Annotated in this window: 20 protein-coding genes and 1 tRNA gene; 8 read left to right on the forward strand and 13 right to left on the reverse strand. The window is 69.1% G+C overall.

Annotation, left to right across the window (positions count from 1 at the left end):
* Nucleotides 1–138: 138 nt before the first annotated feature.
* Nucleotides 139–215, forward strand: a tRNA-Arg gene (locus ACVCMC_RS05535).
* A gap of 44 nt (nt 216–259) precedes the next feature.
* Here ACVCMC_RS05535 and ACVCMC_RS05540 read toward each other — a convergent pair.
* A complete protein-coding gene (locus ACVCMC_RS05540) occupies nt 260–1,819 on the reverse strand; it encodes a protein adenylyltransferase SelO (protein WP_447098965.1) in 1,560 nt (519 codons plus the stop codon).
* 182 nt (nt 1,820–2,001) lie between these two features.
* Here ACVCMC_RS05540 and ACVCMC_RS05545 point away from each other — a divergent pair, with 182 nt between their 5' ends.
* Both ACVCMC_RS05545 and ACVCMC_RS05550 read left to right on the forward strand, forming a co-directional pair.
* Nucleotides 2,002–2,589, forward strand: a complete 588-nt coding sequence (locus ACVCMC_RS05545) for a DUF1415 domain-containing protein (RefSeq protein WP_447098966.1) — start codon at nt 2,002–2,004, stop codon at nt 2,587–2,589.
* 47 nt (nt 2,590–2,636) lie between these two features.
* The gene (locus tag ACVCMC_RS05550; RefSeq protein ID WP_395118367.1) at nt 2,637–2,981 is read left to right on the forward strand and encodes a YkgJ family cysteine cluster protein; all 345 of its coding nucleotides are present in this window, start codon (nt 2,637–2,639) and stop codon (nt 2,979–2,981) included.
* Between the two features lie 43 nt (nt 2,982–3,024).
* Here the strand turns inward: ACVCMC_RS05550 and ACVCMC_RS05555 are convergent, their stop codons facing one another.
* The 6 genes from ACVCMC_RS05555 to ACVCMC_RS05580 all read right to left on the reverse strand — a co-directional run bounded on the left by ACVCMC_RS05555 (nt 3,025) and on the right by ACVCMC_RS05580 (nt 11,027).
* Nucleotides 3,025–3,723, reverse strand: coding sequence for a pseudouridine synthase (locus ACVCMC_RS05555; protein ID WP_447098967.1), 699 nt, complete (start codon nt 3,721–3,723; stop codon nt 3,025–3,027).
* Nucleotides 3,720–4,781 carry a class I SAM-dependent methyltransferase gene (locus ACVCMC_RS05560; protein ID WP_447098968.1) on the reverse strand — a complete coding sequence of 354 codons (1,062 nt, stop codon included), beginning with the start codon at nt 4,779–4,781 and terminating at the stop codon, nt 3,720–3,722. The genes ACVCMC_RS05555 and ACVCMC_RS05560 overlap by 4 nt, the downstream gene beginning before the upstream one ends.
* Nucleotides 4,782–4,860: 79 nt before the next feature.
* On the reverse strand, nt 4,861–5,664 hold the full coding sequence (locus ACVCMC_RS05565) for an AcvB/VirJ family lysyl-phosphatidylglycerol hydrolase (RefSeq protein WP_447098969.1): 804 nt from the start codon (nt 5,662–5,664) through the stop codon (nt 4,861–4,863).
* On the reverse strand, nt 5,661–8,267 hold the full coding sequence (gene mprF, locus ACVCMC_RS05570; RefSeq protein WP_447098970.1) for a bifunctional lysylphosphatidylglycerol flippase/synthetase MprF: 2,607 nt from the start codon (nt 8,265–8,267) through the stop codon (nt 5,661–5,663). The genes ACVCMC_RS05565 and mprF overlap by 4 nt, the downstream gene beginning before the upstream one ends.
* Before the next feature lie 85 nt (nt 8,268–8,352).
* Nucleotides 8,353–10,344 (reverse strand): OPT family oligopeptide transporter, encoded by a 1,992-nt coding sequence (locus ACVCMC_RS05575; RefSeq protein ID WP_395118358.1) that lies wholly within the window; start codon nt 10,342–10,344, stop codon nt 8,353–8,355.
* A 74-nt stretch (nt 10,345–10,418) separates the two neighbouring features.
* Nucleotides 10,419–11,027, reverse strand: coding sequence for a class I SAM-dependent DNA methyltransferase (locus ACVCMC_RS05580; protein ID WP_447098971.1), 609 nt, complete (start codon nt 11,025–11,027; stop codon nt 10,419–10,421).
* 127 nt (nt 11,028–11,154) lie between these two features.
* On the opposite strand from ACVCMC_RS05580, the gene ACVCMC_RS05585 reads away from it, so the two are divergent.
* Nucleotides 11,155–11,442 (forward strand): hypothetical protein, encoded by a 288-nt coding sequence (locus ACVCMC_RS05585; protein WP_395118354.1) that lies wholly within the window; start codon nt 11,155–11,157, stop codon nt 11,440–11,442.
* 37 nt (nt 11,443–11,479) lie between these two features.
* Here the strand turns inward: ACVCMC_RS05585 and ACVCMC_RS05590 are convergent, their stop codons facing one another.
* Genes ACVCMC_RS05590 through ACVCMC_RS05600 form a run of 3 tightly spaced genes read right to left on the reverse strand, consistent with a single transcriptional unit; the run spans nt 11,480 to nt 13,214 of the window.
* Nucleotides 11,480–11,923, reverse strand: coding sequence for a DUF1579 family protein (locus ACVCMC_RS05590; protein WP_447099456.1), 444 nt, complete (start codon nt 11,921–11,923; stop codon nt 11,480–11,482).
* Nucleotides 11,923–12,855 (reverse strand): sensor domain-containing protein, encoded by a 933-nt coding sequence (locus tag ACVCMC_RS05595; protein ID WP_447098972.1) that lies wholly within the window; start codon nt 12,853–12,855, stop codon nt 11,923–11,925. Before ACVCMC_RS05595 ends, ACVCMC_RS05590 begins: the two co-directional genes overlap by 1 nt.
* Nucleotides 12,852–13,214 (reverse strand): PadR family transcriptional regulator, encoded by a 363-nt coding sequence (locus ACVCMC_RS05600; RefSeq protein WP_395118348.1) that lies wholly within the window; start codon nt 13,212–13,214, stop codon nt 12,852–12,854. The genes ACVCMC_RS05595 and ACVCMC_RS05600 overlap by 4 nt, the downstream gene beginning before the upstream one ends.
* Nucleotides 13,215–13,362: 148 nt before the next feature.
* On the opposite strand from ACVCMC_RS05600, the gene ACVCMC_RS05605 reads away from it, so the two are divergent.
* Nucleotides 13,363–14,304, forward strand: coding sequence for a peptidylprolyl isomerase (locus ACVCMC_RS05605; protein WP_447098973.1), 942 nt, complete (start codon nt 13,363–13,365; stop codon nt 14,302–14,304).
* Between the two features lie 82 nt (nt 14,305–14,386).
* On the opposite strand, the gene ACVCMC_RS05610 is transcribed toward ACVCMC_RS05605, so the two are convergent.
* The 3 genes from ACVCMC_RS05610 to ACVCMC_RS05620 form a co-directional block, all read right to left on the reverse strand.
* Nucleotides 14,387–15,106 (reverse strand): phosphoadenylyl-sulfate reductase, encoded by a 720-nt coding sequence (locus tag ACVCMC_RS05610; RefSeq protein ID WP_447098974.1) that lies wholly within the window; start codon nt 15,104–15,106, stop codon nt 14,387–14,389.
* The gene (gene cysI, locus ACVCMC_RS05615; protein WP_447098975.1) at nt 15,103–16,797 is read right to left on the reverse strand and encodes an assimilatory sulfite reductase (NADPH) hemoprotein subunit; all 1,695 of its coding nucleotides are present in this window, start codon (nt 16,795–16,797) and stop codon (nt 15,103–15,105) included. The genes ACVCMC_RS05610 and cysI overlap by 4 nt, the downstream gene beginning before the upstream one ends.
* Nucleotides 16,798–16,880: 83 nt before the next feature.
* Nucleotides 16,881–18,749, reverse strand: coding sequence for an assimilatory sulfite reductase (NADPH) flavoprotein subunit (locus tag ACVCMC_RS05620; RefSeq protein WP_447098976.1), 1,869 nt, complete (start codon nt 18,747–18,749; stop codon nt 16,881–16,883).
* Nucleotides 18,750–18,913: 164 nt separating this feature from the next.
* Here ACVCMC_RS05620 and ACVCMC_RS05625 point away from each other — a divergent pair, with 164 nt between their 5' ends.
* From ACVCMC_RS05625 to ACVCMC_RS05635, 3 genes are read left to right on the forward strand one after another with little or no spacing between them, the layout of a single operon-like run.
* On the forward strand, nt 18,914–19,654 hold the full coding sequence (locus ACVCMC_RS05625) for a sulfite exporter TauE/SafE family protein (protein ID WP_395118340.1): 741 nt from the start codon (nt 18,914–18,916) through the stop codon (nt 19,652–19,654).
* 21 nt (nt 19,655–19,675) lie between these two features.
* Complete coding sequence (locus tag ACVCMC_RS05630) at nt 19,676–20,872, forward strand: JmjC domain-containing protein (protein ID WP_447098977.1); 1,197 nt, start codon at nt 19,676–19,678, stop codon at nt 20,870–20,872.
* Nucleotides 20,869–21,822, forward strand: coding sequence for a GNAT family N-acetyltransferase (locus ACVCMC_RS05635; protein WP_447098978.1), 954 nt, complete (start codon nt 20,869–20,871; stop codon nt 21,820–21,822). Before ACVCMC_RS05630 ends, ACVCMC_RS05635 begins: the two co-directional genes overlap by 4 nt.
* Nucleotides 21,823–21,989: the final 167 nt, after the last annotated feature.

Genomic DNA, 21,989 nt, shown 5'->3' on the forward strand with positions numbered 1-21,989 from the left:
TTCCCTGCGCGCTGGCGAGGATCGGGTGGGTCGCTCTCGGCCCCGGTTTGCAGCGACCCTGCGCGCGCCCCCGCAATCTGCCTCCGCAAGCTGAAGGGAGGAGCAGAACCGCGCGATCCATGCGAAAATCGCCTCCCCGCCCTCGTAGCTCAGTTGGATAGAGCGGCCCCCTCCTAAGGGGCAGGTCGGACGTTCGAATCGTCTCGGGGGCACCAATCGCAGCGAACGCAAGGGTCGGCCATGTCGGCCCTTGTGCGTTTCAGGAACTGCACGACAGCATCGAGCAACCCGCCTTGTGCCGCGCCCAGTCCGGCCGCCTCGAAGCAAATGCCTCGTGGCCGGGCTGGTCATCGTACGGATGGCGCATCACGTCGAGCAGCTCGCGGATGCCGGAAGGATCGCCCGCGCTTGCCTGGTCGATCACCTGTTGCGCGAGGTAATTGCGCAGCACGTAGCGTGGATTGACCGCCCGCATGCGCGCGCGGCGCACGTCGGCCGAAAGCGGATCGTCGATGAGCCGGGCGGCATAGCGCACCAGCCAGTCGGCAAGCGCCGGCTCGGTTTCGCGCCGTTTCGCCTCATCGTAGAAGGCATCGTCCATCGACTGCAGGGTTGGCCTCGCCGGATCGATGTCGGCGAGTGCGCGGAACCACAGCGTCATGTCGATTTCGGCCGACGCCATCAGCGCATGAAGATCCTGCATCAGCGCCACATCCGCGTCACGGCACTCGGCCAGCCCGAGCTTGCGCGCGATGTTGACGCGATCCGCGGCGGCGTAGGCCTCGGCGTAGCGGTCGAGTCCGGCCTGCAACGGCGCCACGTCGTCGAACAGCGGCGCCAATGCCGCGGCCAACCGGCTCAGGTTCCACCACGCCACGTTCGGCTGCTGGCCGTAGCGGTAGCGGCGGCGCTGCGCGTCGGTGGTGTTCGGCGTCCAGTCCGGGTCGAAGTTGTCGACCCAGCCGTAGGGGCCGTAGTCGATGGTGAGGCCGAGGATCGACATGTTGTCGGTGTTCATCACGCCATGCACGAAGCCCACCCGCATCCAGTGCGCGATCATCGTGGCTGTGCGTTCGCAGACCTGGGCGAACCACTCGGCATGCAGCGCCTCGCCCTGCCCCGACAGCTCCGGAAAGTCGCGCCTGATGGTGAAATCGACCAACTGCCGCAACAGCGCGGCATCGCCGCGCGAGGTCGGCAGCTCGAAATTGCCGAAGCGGATGAACGAAGGCGCCGCACGGCAGACGATGGCGCCGGGCTCGGGCGCGGCGTGGCCGTCGTAGAACATGTCGCGCAGCACCGGCTCGCCGGTTTCGAGCAGGCACAGGGCGCGCGTGGTCGGCACGCCGAGGTGGTGCATCGCCTCGCTGCACAGGAACTCGCGCACCGACGAACGCAGCACCGCGCGACCGTCGGCGCCGCGCGAGTACGGCGTCTGGCCCGCTCCCTTCAACTGCAACTCCCAACGTTCGCCAGCGGCGCTGATCACCTCGCCCAGCGAAATTGCACGGCCATCGCCGAGCTGGCCGGCCCAGTTGCCGAACTGGTGGCCACCGTAATTGGCCGCCCACGGCTGCATGCCTCCGAGCAAGGCATTGCCGCCGAACACCCGGGCGAATTCGTCGCTGGCGACATCCGCCTCGCTGAAACCCAGTGACGCCGCCATCTCCGCCGAATGCGCCAGCAGTCGCGGCGCGGCCACCGGCGTCGGATCGACCCGCGAGTACAGCGCCCCCTCGACCTGGCGCAGCCGCGCACCTGCCTCCTGGTCCCCGGGCAGCTCGTGCACGAACGCGTTGTCGAAACGAAGCTTGAACATCGGCATACCCGACCGATTGTAGGTGAGCAGCCTGTCCACAAGGGACTTCCTTTGGTCGCGCGCGATACTTTTGCGTCACGTGATGAAGAGCATCGTGCACAGGGTGTGCCCCTACAAGCATGGCGCTACGGCGTCGGCATCGCGGACAGCTATAGTCGGCGCGCCCAGCCTGCGAGAAGCGCATGAACGACACACCCGCCGACCTCAACGCCGACGCCCTGCCCGAAGACGCGCCCTGCCTCGCCGCCACCACGCGCTGGATCGAGCGCGCGGTGATCGGGCTGAACCTGTGCCCGTTTGCCCGCGCGCCCCACGCGCAGGGCAAGCTGCGGCTGCGGGTAAGCCACGCACGCGATACCGATGCGTTGCTCGACGACCTGTGTGGCGAACTGCAATCGCTGAACGCCCTGACGCCGGAGGAATGCGAGACCGGCCTGCTGATCCACCCGTTCGTGCTGAACGACTTCCTCGACTACAACGATTTTCTCGACGTGGCCGATGCCGCGGTGCAGACGCTGGGGCTCGAAGGCGAATGGCAGGTGGCCGGCTTCCATCCGCAATACCAGTTCGCTCACAGCGCCGACGACGCGATCGAGAACTTCAGCAACCGCTCGCCCTTTCCCACCCTGCACCTGCTGCGCGAAGCTAGCGTGGAACGCGCGATGGAACAGATGAGCGACACCGACGCGATCTACCGGCGCAACATCGAGACACTGCGGCGGCTGGGTGTCGAGGGTTGGCAGGAGCTGTGGCGCGGCGAAACCGGCTGAACTTGCGCCACCACACGGCGTTCATGCCCGCCGTGCCATGCTGGCGCGTGAATAACATTCCCGACCCTCATAGCGACCCTTACAGCGAAAGCATCGACCCCGGCGTGCAATGCACGACCTGCGAGGCCGTGTGCTGCCGTCTCACCGTGGTATTGATGCCCGAAGACCACGTGCCCGCCTGGCTGGTCGATCACGACGCACACGGCATGGAAATCCTGGCCAAGGGCGAAGACGGCTGGTGTGCCGCGGTGGACCCGAACACCTCCCGCTGCACCATCTACGAAGACCGCCCCGCGATTTGCCGCAAGTACGCCATGGGCAGCCCGAGCTGCCGCGACGAGCGCCACAAATGGTTCGGCAACGTCATCCCCACGGCGGTGCACGTGCTGTAGGGCGGGCGCCGCCCGCCATCGGATTGCAAAACAGCCGGCGGGCCTACGCGAAAATCAGCGCGACCTCGGCGGCATCGAGGGCGCGCCATTCGCCGGGCCGCAGGTTCCCCAAGGCGAGTCCACCGACTGAAATCCGCTGCAGCGTTTCCACGTGGTTGCCCACCGCAGCGAACATCCGGCGAACCTGGTGATAGCGGCCCTCAGTGACGGTCAGGCGGGCATGCCGCGGCCCCAGCACATCGAGTGTCGCCGGTGCCAGCGGTTCCTTCTCCGATTCCAGCAGCAGCGTGCCGCTGGCGAACAGCGCGCCCTCGTCGCCGCGCAGATCCTGTGCGAGGGTGGCCTCGTACACCTTGGCCACCTGCGCCTTCGGCGAAATGATCCGGTGCAGCAGCGGGCCGTCGTCGGTGAACAGCAGCAAACCGGAGGTGTCGCGGTCCAGTCGCCCCACGGTGGACAGCGCGGGCGTACGCACGCTGTAGCGCGGCGGCAGCAGGTCGTAGACGATGCGGCCCGGGTCCTTGCGCGAGCAGGTGACACCGAGCGGCTTGTTCAACATCAGCACCAGGCCAGGCGGCGGGTCCAGCGGCTCGTCGTCGACGCGGACGGTTTCCAGCGGCACCACGTCGTCGGCGTAGAGCACCTCGCCATCGGCGTCGGTGATGCGACCGCTGCGGAACAGCCGGGTCACGTCCTTGCGACTGCCGTAGCCGAGGTTGGCGATCAGCTTGACCAGTTTCATGCGTGTACTCCGGTGGCCTCGATCACCTTGAATCCTTCCTGCGTCGCCAGCGTGCGCACGGTCTCGAAGCGCTGGCCCAGGTGCGCCTCGTACGGCAGGTGCCGATTCGCCACCAGCAGCAGGCAGCCGTCCGGTCGCAGCGCATCCGCTGCACTGGTGATGAAGGCGCGGCCCAGCTCCGGCAGGTCCGCGCGGCCCTGGTGGAATGGCGGATTGCTGACGATGGCATCGTAGCGTTCGGACAAGCCGCGGGTCACGTCGTGCCAGTGCACGTTCACCGCCAGCTCGCGACCAGCATCGCGTTGTGCCCGCGCCAGGTTGACGCGCGCCGGCTCCAGCGCGCGCGCCTCGGCCTCGTACAGGTCGATCGCCGAGACCCGCGGGCAACGCGCGATCAGCTGGCAGGCGAGGTAACCGTAACCGGCGCCGAGGTCCGCCACCCGACCGTGCAGCTCCACCGGCAGGTGTTCGGCCAGCAGCGCCGAGGCGCGGTCGACGCGGTCCCAGGCGAACAGCCCCGGCCGGCTGACGTAGCCGCCGGCAATCTCGCGTGGTGCATCCAGTGCCAGCCATGGCTTCAGCAACGCCTGGTCGATGGCAGCGTCGTCCCGCGCGGCCCAGACCACGCGGCATTTGTGCTTGGACAGTTGCTGCACGGGGCCGGCAAGCCTCTGCAGATCCGCCTCACCGGATTTCGCCCCCTCGGCATTGGCCATTGCCGCCAGCACGGTGCCGCCCGGTGCGGTGTGCTGCAGCGCCCGGGCGAACAGCGCGCGCGCCTCGTCGCGCTGGCGCGGCGGCAGCACCAGCACCAGCGCGAAACGTTCGTCGGCCGCCGGTTCGCCGACGTGCAGGCCCTGTCGCGCCAGCTCCTCCGCGAACGGCAGGAAACCCTGCTCGCACAACCAGCCCGGCTGCGCCAGCTCGCGCAGGCGCACATTGGCGCGCGCACGCAAGAACAGCACCCGGCCATCCGCGGGCAAACTCAACCGCGCCGTCTCGAACGGCACGAACAACGCCGCCAGCGCTGCGCTGGGGGTCGCGAATACTCCCGCCATGCTCACTCGATGTCCTGACCCGGGAAACAGGCGCGCAGTGTATCGCGGCGCCTTTGCGCGCCTGCCGCCTGCACGGTGCTCAAGGCCGAGCGGCGGTACCCGGTGACGCCGGCAATTCGTCCAGCATCTGTTGCGCCAACGGGCCGTAGCCTTCGTCGAAATGATGGCCACCCTGCTTGGCGTGCACGGTGACCCACGTCGGCAGACCGGGCTGGTCGCACAGACTGTCGGCCGCATCGTCCAGGCCGTAGTAGCACACCACTGGCGGCTGGTCGTGCAACGCCCGCAGCGGCGGCAGCGGGTCGTGATGATCGATCGGGTTGATCCACTGCAACGCGTCCTTGAGGCGCTCCTTGAACCAGCCCTGTTCGATCATGTAACCCTGCAGCTCGATCTCGAAGGTCACGTCGCGGCTGGGTGAGAGCAGCACCATCTGGGTGATCCGCGCACGGTTCTCGGCGCCGAGCTGGTCGGTGATGGTGGGCAGCACGTCGGCGCCGAACGAAAAGCCGATCAGCCAGATCCGCCGCTTGCCCCACGCATCGAGCTGCTTCGTCATCAACGCATCCAGTTCGCGCGCAGTCTGCCGCGGGTCGTGCCCGCGCCAGTAGTACTTGAACGAGTTGATGCCGAGCACCGGCACGCCGCGGTCGATCAAGGCGATGCCCAGGCGCCGATCCACGTCGGCCCAGCCGCCGTCGCCGGAGACGATCACCGCCATCACGTCGTCCTTCCCCTCCGGCGGTGCGACGGCATGCGCGGCCACCGGCCAGACCACGGCCGCATCGGCCAGGCTGACCGACGACCAGGGCCGCCACGCCAGCAAGGCGCCAAGCACACCAAGCACCAGCACACCGGCCAGCCAGGTCTTCCATCGTCTCATCGGCGCACGACTCCTCCCAATCCGCCGGCGATCAGGCTGGCCACGTTGGCCAGGATCATCGGCAAGGCGATGCCGCGGGGCACCGCCATGTAGCGCGGCTCCCACTGCGGGTCGAACTTCTGCTTGTAGCGTTGCAGGCCGCGGAAGTTGTAGAAGCGCTCGCCGCGGCCGAACACCATCGCGCCGAACCGGTTCCACCATGGCGCATGCCGCCGGCTGTGCAGCCCGGCCAGCGGCGCCATGCCGAGGTTGAACCAGCGGTAGCCCTCGGCGCGCGCCCACAGCATCAGCTCCACGAACAGGTAGTCCATGATGCCGGCCGGGGCGTCCGGGCGATGGCGCATCAGATCGACCGATGCCTCTTCACGGGTGTCGCTGAGCAGCAGGTTGGCGAATGCCACCAGCTCATCGCCCTGCCACACCAGCGCCATCGGCGTGCGCGCCAGGTAGTGCGGGTCGAAGGCACCGAGCGAGAAGCGCTTTTCGCGCACGTGCTTGTCGCGCAGCCAGGCGTCCGACACCGGCCGCAGCTTCGGCAGCAGGCCGGCCACCGCGTCGGCCGGCACGATCTCCAGGCGCAGGCCGTCGCGCTGCAGCCTGTTGACCGTGTTGCGCAGCACCTTCTTCGACTTGCCGTCGAGGTTGAAGGCATCCAGTCGCACCCGCGCCTCTTCGCCGATCTTAAGCAGGTTCAGGCCCACCTCCAGGTACAGGTCGAGGTTGGCCGGGCTGACCTGGTAGAACACCGGCCAGCCACCCGCTCGCTCGCACTGTTCGAGGAAGGTCCACACCAGCTCGCGCCGTGCGGCCTCGTCGGTGCCCACCGGATCGCCCATCGCGACCCAACTGCGTCCGATCGTGTCGAACATCACGAAGGCCTTGTGCTCGTCGTCGAACAGCAAGGTCTTGTCGCCCATCAGGGCCAGGTGTGCCTGCGCCGAGGGAAACTGCTTGATCAGCGGCAGCGCCTGCGCCAACTCGGCCTCGCCGGGTCGTTCGCGCTGCAGTTTCTGCGGACGGATCAGGCTGGCCGCCGCGAACAGCATGCCGGTGACGGCCGCGGCCACCAGCGCGCGCAGCGCGCGCGGCGCGCCGCCGTGTTGCAGGCTGAACTGCCACCACAGGTCGGCGCTGTAGTCGACGTGCTTGTAGCTGAACACCACCAGCCACGCCGCGCAGCCCAGCGTCGCCACGATCGCCACGATCCAGCCCACGCCGAAGCTGGTGCTGAACAGCGACGCGCGCCGATGGAACAACCGGTGGGCCGGCGCCAGCGCCAGCGCCAGCAAGGTCATCAGCGCGGCCTCCTCGTAGTCGATGCCCTTGAGCAGCGAGAACACCGCGCCGGCCAGCAGCAACACCAGGGTCAGCCAGTAGGCGGCATCCAGCCGGCGTTGCAGGCCGCGCGCCAGGATCAGCAGCAGCATGCCGATCACGCTGGCCAGCAGGTGCGAAACCTCCAGCACCGACAGCGGCAACAGCTCGCCGAGGATCGCCATGCGCACCGGCAGCGCGCGGGTCGCGCCGGAGAACAGCAGCACCGCCCCGCAGACCAGGGTCAGGCCGGCGAAGAACGAAGGCAGCAAGCCGGTGAACCATGGCGCCAGCACGGCCTTGCGGCGCCAGCCCTGCGCCTCGCGCTGCAGCACCAGCACGGCGGCGGCGCACAGCGGCAGCAGGTAATAGATCACCCGGTACGCGGCCAGCGCACCGAGGATCGGTGCCGTCAGCTGCGCGTTGCCGGTGGCGCCGAAGCCGGCCAGCATCACCGCCTCGAACACGCCCAGCCCGCCGGGCACGTGGCTCACCAGGCCGACGATCTGGGCGATCACGAAGATCGCCAGGAAGTGCCCGAAGCCGTTGTTCAACGCATCCGGCATCAGCACGTAAAGCACCGCGGCAGCGAGGCCCCAGTCGCAGGCGCCGACCAGGATCTGTTTCAACGCGGTGCCCACCGAAGGCAGCGTCACGCGCCAGCGCCAGATGCGCAGCGGGCGATGGATCAATCCGCCAGCCAGCCACGCCAGCGGCAGTGCGACCAGCACCGCGCCCAACGGCTGGCTCAGACCGGCCAGCGGCAGCTCCGGCGGCAGCGGCACCCACAACAAGGTGGTGCCGGTGAGCGCCAGCAGGCCGAGCCAGAAGCTGCTGGTGCAGAACAGCACCACGCGGGCGATCTCGCCGTTGCCCAGCCCGTTCTGCACGTAGAAGCGATAGCGGATCGAACCGGACACCAGCAGCGACATGCCCAGGGCGTTGCTGAAGGCGTAGCTGATGAAGGAAATCAGGCCGACCCGCCGCCACGGCAGCCGACGTCCGATCGCGGCCAGCGCCAGGCGGTCGTACATCGTCATCACCGCGTAGCCGGCCAGGGTAAACAGCGCCGCCAGGCCCAGGCGTTCGTGCGACAGCCCCTGCACGTACTGGCGCACCTGGTGGTAATTCACCTCGCGCGCCAGCAGATGCAGGGCGAACAGCGCCAGGCACAGCATGCCCACCGAGAACAGCGGGCCGGCGATGTGGCGCAACCACGCGACCCTCTGGCTGGGGCCATCGGGAATCCCGTCCGCGCGCGGCGCCCGTTCGACTTGTTCCTGCACCACGCGGCTCGCATCCCCCCGGAAAGGCCGCCAGTTTAGGGCCAGTCGCGTGGCAGCCGCTGAACGGCAGCCACGCGGCAAGGCGACCTCAGCCGCCCTGCCCCATCCGCGCGATCCAGCGGTACATCACCACGATCGTCGCGGTGAAGGCGAGGCCGCCGATCCAGATCGCCGGGGTGGCGAAACTTTCACCCACCACGGCCAGCGGCGACTGGTTGCCGGACAGCGCCACCGCTGCCGCCACGATCACGCCGAGCAGGCTCTCGCCCACGATCAGGCCCGACGCCAGCAGCACGCCCAACTGCTTGGTCGGCTCCGCCTTGGGGCCGCGCTCGGCACGCTTGTCGAACCAGGCGCCGACCATCGCGCCGACCACCACCATCAGCGTGGTCGAGGTGGGCAGGTAGATGCCCAGGCCCACCGCCAGCGGCGGCAGGCGCATCGACTTGCCGGTCTTGCCCAGCACCTCGTCGACCACGATCAGCACCGCGCCGATGCCGCCACCGATGGCGATCAGGCTCCAGTCGATGTTGCCGGTGATCACGCCCTGCGCCAGCGCCGAGATCAGCCCGGCCTGCGGCGCCGGCAACGCGCGCGCGGGGTCCACGCCCGGCGCGCCGAGGAAACCGTAGGCCTGGTTCAGCAGGTCCAGCACCGGCGGAATCACCAGCGCGCCGGCGATCACGCCGATCACCAGCGCCCATTGCTGCAGCGAGGGCGTGGCGTCCACCAGCTGCCCGGTCTTGAGATCCTGCAGGTTGTTGTTGGCGATGGAGGCCACCGCGAACACGATCGAGGTGATGAACAGCGCGAAGGCCACCAGCGCCTTGCCGGCCTCCTCCGGCACCAGCGACTTCACCCCCAGCACCAGCAGCAGCGCGGCGATGATCACCACCAGGATGCCCACGCCCGACAGCGGGCTGTTGGACGAGCCGATCAGGCCAGCCATGTAGCCGCATACCGCGGAAACCAGGAAGCTCATGATGATCACGAACACCACGCCGCCGATCACCAGCAGCGCCATGTGCTCGCCCAGCCCGCTGATGTTGGCGAAGTGGCCCAGCAGCCACGCCACCGGGATCAGGCACAGCAAGGTGATGATGCCGACCTGGCCGATCGGCATGTCGTGTTCGGTGCGCGGCAGCGAATGCAGCGTGCCCGCCTTGCGCGCGCTGGAGGCGCGCATCGCGCCGGCCAGGCCGCCGATCACCGGCTTGACCAGCTTGGCCAGCGTCCAGATCGCCGCCACGCCGATGGTGCCGGCGCCCACGAAACGCACGTAGTGGCTCCAGGTGGCCTGGGCCGCTTCCGCCGCCGCGCCGCCCTCCGGGTGCAGCAGCAGGAAGTGCGGCACCGCCCAGCCCCAGCCGATGATCGCGCCCAGCAGCATCGCCACGCCCACCCACAGGCCCACCAGGTGTCCCACCGCGAACAGCGCGAAGGAGAGACCGAAGTCGAAACCGCTAGCCGCACCCCGATCACCGATGCGGAAATAGCTGGACACCGCGGCGGCGAAGATCTTGGTCTGCACGACCACGTAGAACGCCGCCGAGACGATCGAGCCCACCACCACCGCCTTCAGCCCGGCACCGCCGGACTCCACCGACTCGGCGGCCTCCGGCGAATCGCCCGAGCCCACCTTGAGCACCTCGGCGCAGGCCACGCCTTCCGGATACGGCAAGTCGGAATCGGTGACCAGCGCGCGGCGCAGCGGGATGGTGTACATCACGCCGAGGATGCCGCCGGTGGCGCAGATGCCGAAGCTCATCCAGAACGGGAAGCCGTTCCAGTAGCCCAGGATCACCAGGCCCGGCAGCACGAAGATGATCGCCGACAGCGTGCCGGCGGCCGAGGCCACCGTCTGCACGATGTTGTTCTCCTGCACGGTGGAGTTCTTCAACGCGCGCAGGATCGCCATGGAAATCACCGCGGCGGGGATCGAGGTGGCGAAGGTGAGTCCGGCCTTGAGGCCGAAGAACACGTTCGCAGCGGTGAACACCACGGTGATCACGATGCCGATGATGACGCCACGAAGGGTGAGCTCGCGGCGCGACGGGCTGGACAAGACTGGCTGGGTCACTTCGTGCTCTCCCCCGATGAAAACTGCCGCGCACGATAGCGCGGAACCGTCGCCCGGCGATACGCCGGCCTTCGTCAGCCAGGCAGCCGCGCGCGCTCCAGCGCGGCCACATGCTGCTCCAGTCGCGGCCCGAGATAGCAATGCGATCCGCACGGCAACAGGCCCACGCGGCCGAACTCGCGCAAGTACCAGGCGGGAGCGCGCGCGATGAAACCCTGGCGGTCGCCCGCCACGTCGTCGCGGCTGGTGAACACTTCCAGAAAGGCCACGCCATCGAGCATCTCGCCGATACCGTGCAGCCCGGCACGGATCTCGGCTGGCTTGAGGTAGTGCAGCACGTCGCTGCACACGATCAGGTCGAAGCGGGTGTCGAAGCGCAGCTGTTCGAGCTGGCCGAAGCGCGCCAGGCCGATCCGGCGGCTGCGGCCGTAACGCGCCACCACGTACTCGCTGGCATCCAGCCCGCGATACTCCACGCCTGGTCGCAGCGCGCGCAGCGGCGCCCGCCACGTGGCTTCGCCGCAACCCACGTCCAGCACGTTGCGGATCGTGCGGCCCAGGTAGTACTCGGTTTGCGCCACCGCCATCGCCACCTTGCGCCGCAACTCGGCCGGGGAGCCGACCGCATGGCGCGGGTCGCGATACCACTTGTCGAAATAGATGCGGTCGTAGGTCTTGGGCATGGCTTCCCGGCGCGGGCCGGAGTGGCTGGCGGATGAACGCCCATGGTAGCGCGCGGCACGGCATCACTTTTCGCATGCGTTTCGCTTGCGATGCTCGCCCCGCCCCCGACCACCCGGAGCCAACACCATGCCCATGATCCGTTTTCGCCTGATCGGCAGTCGCGCCGACGCCGACACCCTCATCATCGGCCTGCACGGCATTGACGGGGTCGAGCACATCGAGGAAATCGACGACCCCGCGCTGGGCATCCGCGACGACTCCAGCTCGCTGGGTTCGGCCGGCGACAGCGACGCACATGCCTATCTCATCGAAGTGGGCGCGGCCAGCGACAGCCTGGCCGACGACGTGCGCATGAACGCCGAGATACTGGCCAGCGAATGCAGCGCCGGCATCGAGTTCGTGGATGATTTCTGAAAGCCGCGACGACGCCGGTCACCCCGGCGCGCCGGGGCTACGGGACGCGACGGTAGCTGCCCTGCATGACCTTCTCCCAGCTTGTACCGCCGTCGAACGAGCTTTCCAGCACCAGGGTGAACTCGTCGTTGCCCAGCCAGTGGTACACATGTCGTGTCTGCCCGCGCGACGAACTGCGCACGAACACCAGCCGATCGCCGTCGCGATATCCGGGCGCAGGTTCTGCGGGAGTGAAGCCGTAGCTGTCGAACCAGTGCAGCGCGAAGTTGCCGGGACTGGCACCGTCGGCGAATACCGCGTGCGCCTGCAGCGCGGGTTGGCCGTCCCGCGTTTCGCGGTAATCCATCAGCAGCACCCTGCCGCCGAGGGCCAACCGCCCGCTGATCTGCGCGAGCGCCGGGCCGCCCTCGCCCCAGCGGGTCGTGGCGATGGTTTCTTCGCCATCCCATGCACCATCGAAACGGGCCAGCAGGTCGTCCATCACGATGCACTCCGGGTTGTGCCGCGCACCAGCAGGTGCTTGGCCATGGCGCCGTGCAAGCGGCCGATTCCGCGTACCAGGTGCAGGGTGGCGAACAGCAACCCGGCGCCGAACAGGAACATCGCCAGCACCTCGGCCCAGCCAGGTACGTGCGGACCGGAACCCCAGTCCAGCAGGATCGTGTGATCCACGTACAGGCCCTGCAGCCAGTCGTGGCCAAACAGCATCAGCACCGGCAGTCCCAGCAGGCCCAGCGCGACGGCCAGCAAAACGGCGGTGAGGATGAAGTATACGATGCCCAGCGGCAACATCAGCACCATGTAGAACAGCGTGGTCCAGGTGCGCGGGTCGGTAAACATGGCGCCGATCCGCCCCAGCAGCGGCACGCCGCGTTGCGGGTACGGTGGCCGCCGCGGCATGCGCACGCCCAGCAGCGCTTCCACGATGCGCCCTTCGAGCAGCGAGAGCCCCCGCATGCTGCCGATGAACAGCACTATGAACGGCAGGCCGATGATCAGCACGGACAGGCCCGCCGACAGCGCGATGCCACCCACGGCCAGCGTGAAATAGGCGATGCCCGTGGCCGACCCCAGCAGGATGTAGAACAGCGCACCCCAGGTATGCAGGTCGGTCGCCACGCCGAAGAAGCGCCCGGCCAGCGAGCGACGCGGCGGTGCTGGCGGCGGGCGGATCGCCCGCTGCACCTTTATCTCCTGGTCGCGGTAGATCTCGGCCACCTCGTCAGGTGCGCCGTAGCTCTGCACCACTTGTTCGAGCATCGCCGCCTCGTCGCGTCCGGGGCGTTCGTAAAGCTCGGCGCGCAGGTGTTCCTCGGCGTCGTAGAGCGCATCCTGGATCAGCGCAGGGTCGGCCCCGCGCAGCGCGGCGCGCAGCTGATCGAGATATTGGGCAATCGTGCGTGGCGCGTTCATGAAACCCCTCCTTGCAAGACGTTGTCGACCGAATCGCGGGTGGCGATCCACGCGGCGGTCCAGTCGCGCAGCGCGTCGCGCCCGGGCCGGGTGATGCGGTAATAGCGTCGCGGCGGTCCGCTGATCGAAGGCTCGACCTCGCTGGCCAGCAATCCCGACGCCTCGAGATTGCGCAGCACCGGATACAGCGCGCTCTGCTTGCCGGCGAGCACGCCCTCGCCCACCGCCTCCAGCCGCTTGGCGATCTGGTAGCCGTACATCGGCTGGCGCGACTGCGCCAGCACGGCCAGCAGGACCAGCGCCACCGTGCCGGTGGACAGCTCCTTCTGGAACTTCTTCAGTTGACTGCCGTCATCCATCGCGCTCACCCGCACTGTCACCTGTTACGGTATTCATTCTAGTGTGCAGTTATGACTAGTGAATATGCCTGAAGTCATGCGCCTGCCGGCGACGCGGACGCTCTGCTAAGTTGCGGGTCTCGCCGTTGCAAACCTTGAGGGGATAGCCATGCATGCACGTCGTCAATTCGCGGCCCTGACGCTGCTGGCCAGCCTGGTCGCCGTGCCGGCGCTCGCCGCCACGGATACCCAGGCGCCCACGCCGAGCCGCGCCGAGCTGTTGGCCAAGTCCACCGCGGCCGAATGGCGCACGCCCGACCCGCACAACCTGCTGGTGATGCAGCTGCAGACGGGACGCGTGCTGATCGAGCTGGCGCCGGACTTCACCCCGCTGCATGCGGCGAACATCCGCACCATGGCGCGCCAGCACTATTACGACGGCCTGGCGATCGTGCGTGTGCAGGACAACTTCGTCACGCAATGGGGCGACCCGGCGGGCGACAACAACGATCCCGCCAGCAAGCCGCGCTCGCTTGGCAAGGCGCACGCCACGCTGCCGCCGGAATACACGCGGCCGATCGACCCGAGGCTGGAATGGACCCCGCTGCCCGACGGCGACGTCTATGCACCCGAGGTCGGTTTCAGTGAAGGCTTCCCCGCCGCGCGCGACCCGGCCAGCGGCGAGCAGTGGCTGACCCATTGCTACGGCATGGTCGGCGTGGGACGCGACATCGGCCCGGAAACCGGCAGCGGCAGCGAGCTGTACGTGGTGATCGGCCAGTCCCCGCGCCGGCTCGACCGCAACCTGGCGATCGCCGGCCGCGTGCTGGAAGGCATGCCGCTGCTGTCCGCCCTGCCGCGTGGTACCGGCCCGATGGGCTTCTACGACAAGCCCGCGCAACGCACGCCGATCGAATCCGTGCGACTGGCCTCCGAACTGCCGCCGGCGCAGCGCCCGGCCGTGCAGGTGCTGCGCACGGACAGCGCCACCTTCGCCGCCCTGCTCGACGCCCAGCGCCACCGGCATGACGATTTCTACAAGGTGTCGTCCGGCAAGGTCGGCCTGTGCAGCGTCGACATCCCCGTGCGTGAGCCGAAAGCAGCGCATTGACGCAGGGCGGCCCTGCCCGCCTGCTCTTCAACGCACCCGGACCAGGAGCGGCGGGCACTGCCCGACCTGCGGGGACCCACCGTCACGCGATGCCGTGCAGTCCGCACTCGCGCTTGAGGCCGAAGAAGCGTGTTTCCTCCGGGTCCATGCCGGGCTCCCAGCGACGGCTGGTGTGGTGGTCGCCGATCGAGACGTAGCCCTGCTCCCACAGCGGGTGGTACGGCAGGCGATGGCGGCTGAGATAGTGGCCGACGTCGCGGTCGCTCCAGTCGGCCAGCGGGTGCAGTTTCCAGCGGCCGTGGCGGAGTTCGAGAAAGTCGATCGCGGCGCGGCTGCGCGATTGCTGCCGGCGCAGTCCGGCGATCCAGCTGCCGGCATGCAGTTCATCGAGCGCGCGCTGCATCGGCTCGATCTTGCGAACGCGGTTGTACTGGTCGATGCCACTCACTCCCTGGCGCCACAACTGGCCGTGCCGCGCCTCCATCCGCGCGGGGCTGAGCGGCGACTGGTAGACCTTGAGATTGAGCCCGAGCCGCGCCGTCAGTTGGTCGACGAAATGGTAGGTCTCGGGGAACAGGTAACCGGTATCGATCAGGATCACCGGGATGTCCGGACGCTGGCGGCTGACCAGATGCAGCGACACGGCGGCCTGCGCCCCGAAACTGGACGACAGCACGTGTTCTCCGGGCAGGTGCTCCAGCGCCCACGCCACCCGCTGCGCAGCGCTGCGCGTGGCCAGCATGGCGTTGATCCCCGCAAGCGCCTGCGCGTCGGGGGCGGTGTCCGCCGGCAGCGGTTTCACGCGAGCACCGTGGCGGCGATGCGCCGCGCAGGTGGTGGCTGCAGAACAGCCGCGCGCAGCAGGAAATCACCGAAGCCCTCGCCCGCCTCGCGCTCGGCGGCATAGCGCGCGAACAGCGGGTCGAGTGCAGCAAGGATGGCCGCTTCGTCGACGTTCTCGCGCCAGACCTGGTTCAGGCGTTGGCCGCGGAAATCCGCGCCCAGGCGCAGGTCGTAACGCCCCGGGCCGCGACCGACCAGGGCGATCTCGCCCAGGTAAGGACGCGAGCAGCCGTTGGGGCAACCGGACAGGCGCAGCAGGATCGGCGTGTCGAGCAGGCCGTGCCGGTCCAGCAAGGCTTCCAGTTTCGGCAGCAGCGTCGGCAGGTAGCGCTCGCTCTCGGCCATCGCCAGGCCGCAGGTGGGCAGCGCGACGCAGGCGATCGCGTGCTGGCGGATCGCGCTGTGCCTTTTGTAGCCGTCCATGCCGTGGCGGGCCACCAGGGCGTCGATCGCGGCGCGATCGGCGGCCGCCACGTTGGCGATGATCAGGTTCTGGTTGCAGGTGAGCCGGATGTCGCCGGTGTGCACGCCGGCCAGTTCGCGCATGCCGCTGAGCCAGGTGTGCGCTCCGCGGTCGAGCAGGCGGCCGGACTCCACCTGCAAGGTCAGATGCCAGCGCCCGGCATGGCCTTCGACCCAACCGTAGCGATCGCCGTTATTGTCGAAACGGAACGCGCGCGCCGGCTCCAGCGCGAAGCCCAGGCGCTGCTCGATCTCGGCCTTGACCGCACCGAGCCCAAGCGTGTCGATGGTGTACTTCAGCCGCGCATGCTTGCGCTCCTCGCGATCGCCCCGGTCGCGCTGCACGGCGATGACGGTTTCGGCCAGCGCGATGAGTTGCGACGGCCGCACGAAGCCGATCACGTCGGCCAGCCGCGGATAGGTGGCCGGGTCGCCATGGGTGGCGCCCATGCCGCCGCCGATGCCCACGTTGAATCCAAGCAACTCGCCGTGTTCGACAATGGCGATCAGGGCCAGGTCCTGGGCGAACACGTCGATGTCGTTCTGCGGCGGGATCGCCAGCCCGATCTTGAACTTGCGCGGCAGGTAGGTGGCGCCGTACAGCGGTTCGCTTTCGTTGGCGGCTTCCTCGCCCACCAGCTTTTCGCCATCGAGCCAGAACTCGTGGTAGGCGCGCGTCTTCGGCTTGAGGTGCTCGGACAGGCGCACCGCCCACGCGTATGCCGCTTCGTGCGCCGGCGATTCGACCGGGTTGGTGTTGCACACCACGTTGCGGTTGACGTCGCCGCAGGCGGCGATGGTGCTGGCCATGGCCGCGTTGATCGCCGCGATGGCGGGCTTCAGGTCGCGCTTGATGATGCCGTGCCACTGGAAAGTCTGCCGCGTGGTGATGCGCAGTCCGCTGGAGGCGTAGTCGCCGGCGATCCGGTCGAAGGCGAGCCACTGCGCCGGGGTCATCACGCCGCCAGGCAGGCGCGCGCGCACCATGAAGGCATACGCCGGTTCCAGCTTCTGGCGGCGGCGCTCGTCGCGGATGTCGCGATCGTCCTGCATGTAGCTGCCGTGGAACTTCAGCAGCTTGGTGTCGCTCTCGGCGATCGCGCCGGTGACGGCATCGGCCAGCCCCTCGGCGATGGTGCCGCGCAGGAGGCGGCTTTCGATCTTGATCTTTTCCAGGTGGGAAGGCATCGGGATTCAAGCCAGTTCGCGTTCGGGTTGCATGCTTATTTGTTCGTCATTCCCGCGAAGGCGGGAATGACGACGCGGTTCACTCAATAGACATCGCGGGCGTAACGCCCCTGCTGCAGAAGATCGGCCAACCAGGCCCGCGCGCCCTCGGCGGACAACCCGCCGTGGGTGGCGACGATCTCCAGCAGGGCTTCGTGCACGTCCCGGGCCATGTGCGCGGAATCGCCGCAGACATACAGATGCGCGCCTTCGCGCAGCCATGCGTACAGTTCACGACCGTTCTCGCGCAGGCGCTGCTGCACGTAGACCTTGTGCGAGTCCCTCGCAACACCCCGCACATCCCTGGGCGGACTCTCTGAACGAGCCACGCCGTCGCGCGAGAAGGCCAGGTCGAGGCGGCTCAGGCTGCCGCGGCGCAAGGCGTCCTGCCACTCGAGCTGGTAGAGGAAGTCGCGGGCGAAGTGGCGGTTGCCGAAGAACAGCCAGTTGCGGCCGCTGGCGGCAGTCGCCTCGCGCTCCTGCACGAAGGCGCGGAACGGGGCGACGCCGGTACCGGGGCCGATCATGATCACGTCGCGGCTGCCGTCGGCCGGCAGGCGGAAGCGTTCGTTCGGTTCGATGAATACCGGCACTGCCGCGTCATCGCCCGCGCCGGCAAGGAAGCTCGATGCCGCGCCGTAATGCGTGCTGCCATGCGCAGCGTATTCCACCACCGCCACGGTCAGGTGCACCTCGTCCGGCCCCACGGCTTTCGGGCTGGACGCAATCGAATACAGCCGTGGCGTCAGCGGGCGCAGTGCGGCGACCAGTTCGGCGGCGTCCCACGCGGCGGGAAACTCGCGCAGGAGATCGATCGGCTGGTGGCTTTCCAGCAAGGCGGCGAACTCGGCGCGCTGCTCCGGAGCCAGCAGGCGCTGCAGACCTGCATGCCTCGTGGCTGCGGCCTGCGCCGCGACCAACGGACGGGTCAGTCGGGTGATTTCGCGCTCCTCGGCCAGCCAGCGCGCCAGCGGCAGGTGCTTGCCGCCATGTTCGACTTCCGCAGCGCCATCCAGCCGCAACGTCGTCAGCCACTGCTCGACCAGCGCCGGCGGGTTGCGCGGCCACACGCCGACCGCATCACCGGCTTCGTAACGCAGGCCCGAACCTTCCAGCGACAGTTCGACATGCCGCACGTCGCGCCCACTGTCGCGCGAGACGATGCGCTGGTTCTCCAGCACGGCGGCGGCGAACGGTTGCTCGCGCGAGTATGTCGCCACCGTGCGCACCGCGTGCAGTGCCGCGCCCTGACGCGGAGCCGTCGCGGGCACGTCGAGCGTCTCGCGGGCTGCGGCGAGGGCGCGTTCGGACCAGCCTGCCGCCGCCGCCTCGAAATCCACGTCGGCCTCGCCCAGCTCGGCAAAGCGCTGTCCACCCAGCTCGGCCAGCCGCGCATCCAGCGCCTGGCTGACCGCGCAGTACTTCGGGTAACTCGAATCGCCCAGGCCCAGCACGGCGAACTTCAGTTGCGGCAACTTCGGTGCGCGCTTGCCGGCGATGAACTCGACGAAACCCACCGCATCGTCCGGCGGATCGCCGTCACCCTGGCTGCTGATCACCACGCTCAGGAAGCGCTCCTGCGCCAGCTCGCGCAGCGGGTAGGCGCCGGCGCGCAGCAAGCGCACCGGCAGGCCGGCGGCCTCGGCGCGGTTCGCCAGTTGCTCGGCCACACGGCGGGAGTTGCCGGTCTGGCTGCCATAGACGATGGTCAACCGCCGGCCCGCGTCCGCCGGTTGCTCGCCCATGCCCGGCAAGCTGGCCGCAACCACGCCGCCAGCGGCGGCCGCGGCGCTGTACGCCGCGATCCAGTACAGGTCGGCCGGTGCCAGGCCGTGGGTCAAGCGGGCCAGCAGCGCCAGCCGCTCCGGATCGAGCGTAGGTGCAGGCGGCAGCGATTTCAGCGCAGCGTTCACGGTCATTCCTTCTGGACGTCTTTACGTCCATATGACAATGGTAGGTTTCGGTTCGAACTCGGGGAAAGCATCTGTCGGCATGTCGTTATGTCCGCTGCTCATTTCCTGCGCGCGGCCGGGCGCGCCGTATACTGTGCATCCACCCGATGTGGTTGCCGACGCGCTTGAGCGAACTGCTTGCATTCATGGTCGTGGGCGCCCTCGCCCAGCTGGTCGACGGCGCGCTGGGCATGGCCTTCGGGGTCACCGCGTCCGGCCTGCTGCTGGCGCTGGGCGTGCCGCCGGTGGCCGCCAGCGCCAGCGTGCATTACGCGGAGGCCTTCACCTGCGGTGCTTCCGGCCTCAGCCACCTGCTGGCCGGCAACGTGCGCCGCGCGCTGTTCCTGGCACTGGTGATCCCCGGCGTGTTGGGGGCGCTGATCGGCGTGTGGATCGCCGTGCACGTACCGCCTTCCTGGCTGCGCGCCTTGCTGGCGCCCTACCTGCTGGGCATGGGCGGCTTCCTGCTGCTGCGCTGCCGACGAGCGGCCGGCGCACGCATGGACGTCCCGCGCGGCACCGGCATCACCGGCGGCATTGCCGGCCTGGTCGACGCCATCGGCGGCGGCGGCTGGAGCGCGATCACCGTCACCACGCTGCTGGCGCGCGGCCTGCAGCCGCGAGCGGTGATCGGCAGCGTGCACCTGGCCAAGTGCGTGGTCAGCGTGGCCGCCAGCTTCAGTTTCCTGCTCACCATCGGCGTCAGCCATGCGGCCGCGGTGGTCGGGCTGATCATCGGCGGCGCCCTGGCCGCGCCGTTCGGCGCCGTGTTCGTGCGACGCGTGCCGGCGCGCGTCGCCACCGCGCTGGCCGGGTTGGCAGTGCTGGCGCTGGGCCTCAACAACACCGTGCGCCTGTTCACCTGAGCCGGCCACTACAATGGCCGGATGAACGCCACCCCGACTTTTCCGATCGAAGTGCGCGGCAGCGCCACGCGCCCGCTGGGCATGAGCCCGGCCCGTTTCCTGCGCGACTACTGGCAGAAGCGCCCGCTGCTGATCCGCAACGCCTTCCCCGGCTTCCGCCCGCCGCTGCAACCGGACGATCTCGCCGGCCTGGCCTGCGAGCCCACCGCGCTGGCGCGGCTGATCGTGCACGACGAGGTGCGCGACCGCTGGCGGGTCAAGTCGAGCCCGCTGGAGGAGGCCGATTTCGCCGCCACGCCACCACGCAACTGGACCTTGCTGGTGCAGGACGTGGACAAGTGGGACGCCGACGTGGCCGGCCTGCTGCAACACTTCCGGTTCCTGCCGAGCTGGCGCATGGACGACGTGATGGTGTCCTACGCCGAACCCGGCGGCGGCGTCGGCGCGCACATCGATCAGTATGACGTGTTCCTGCTGCAGGGCCTGGGCCAGCGCCACTGGGCGATCAGCGACGATCCGCTGGCACCGAAGGCGTTCCGGCCCGACATCGAGCTCAAGCAACTGGTGCAGTTCGAGCCGACCCACGAATGGCTGCTCGACCCGGGTGACATGCTCTACCTGCCGCCGGGCGTGCCGCACGACGGCGTCGCCTTCGGCGGCCCGTGCATGACGTTCTCCGTCGGCATGCGCGCACCCTCGCAGGCCGAACTGACCGGCGACCTGGCCGACTACATCGCCGAGCAGCTGCCTGACGAGTTGCGTTACGCCGATCCCGACCTGGCCCCGGCCCGGCATGCCGGCGAGATCGACCGCGCCGCGCTGGAGCGGCTCAAGGCGGCCCTGCCATTTGCCGCCGCCCTGCGCGAGGACCTGCTGCGTGACTGGTTCGGCCGCTTCATCACCCGCTACCGCAACGCTCAGGTGCCGGTGGCGCCGGAGCATCCACTGAGCGAGGAGCGGTTCGGCGCGCGCCTCGCCGCCGGTGCCCGGCTGCTGCGCCACCCCTGGGCGCGCATGGCCTGGGCGGGCGGCAAGACCGGTGGCGTGCTGTACGTGTGTGGCCAGGCCTATGGCGCCTCGGTGGAACTGGCGCAACGGCTGTGTGCCGAACGCGAACTGGCCTTCGACCGCACGCCTGTCGCCGCCGACCGCGAACTCCTGCTCGCCCTGGTCAACGACGGCCACCTGCTGCTGCGCCCGGCGCGCCGCCGCCGATGAAGCTGCAGCACTTCCACGTCGAGATCGCCGACTGGTCACGCGAGGACCAACGCGCCGCCCTGCTCGACCTGCGCGCCACGGTGTTCATCCACGAACAGGGCGTGAGCGAGCAGCGCGAGCGCGACGGGCTGGACGTCGACTGCTGGCACGTGCTGGCCCGCGACGATGCCGGCCACCCGATCGGCTGCGGTCGGCTCACGCCGCAACACAAGATCGGCCGCATGGCGGTATTGCCGGACTGGCGCGGCCAGGGCGTGGGCGCGGCGCTGCTGCGCGAGCTGCTGGGCCTGGCGCGCGCGCAGGGCTGGCCCGAGGTGGCACTGGACGCCCAGGTCAGCGCGATCGGCTTCTACACCCGCGCCGGTTTCGTGGCATATGGGGACGAATTCGAGGACGCGGGGCTGGCACACCGCGCCATGCGGCTGGTGTTCGAGCGGGACGCGACGGTCGAGCATCCGCCTGGTCGCGATCCCGGACGGCTGGCGACCGGCACGGCGGCGGAATGCGTGCAGGCGCGGCTGCAACTGCTGCGTGATGCGCGTCATCAGCTGGCCGTGCGCCTGCCCGCGCTCACTGCCGACACCTTCGCCGATGCGGAACAACTGGCCGAGTTGCGACGCATCGCCACCTCCGGCCGCAGTGCGCTGATCCGCGTGCTGCTGCACGAGCCGCAGGCCGCGCTGCAGGCCGACCATCCACTGATCGGCCTGGCCCAGCGCCTGTCCAGCGCGTTCCAGATCCGCGTGCCGGTGGACGACGTCGACCTGGCCTGGCCTTCGGCCTGCCTGCTCAACGACGTCGGCGGTTACCTGTTCCTGCCCGCGGCGGAGCGTCCACCTGGACGCGCGGCGCGCGACGACCGCGCCGGCGCCGCGCCGCTGCAACAGCAATTCGACGAGGTGTGGGAGCGCTCCGAGCGCGCCACGGCGCTGCAGCGGCTGGATATCTGAGCGAGACGGCCGCGCGGACTGAACCGCAGCTGGCTCGTGGCCATCCGCGTCCGCGACGATGCACAACGCGACCAGGCCACACCCCTTGCGCGTTTGCGGCCGTGCATCGTGGCCGCGGAGCCGCGCCGCAGGCCGTCTGCGACCATTTCACGGGTTGCCGTGCCGTG

The sequence above is a fragment of the Rhodanobacter sp. UC4452_H20 genome, assembly GCF_052978205.1.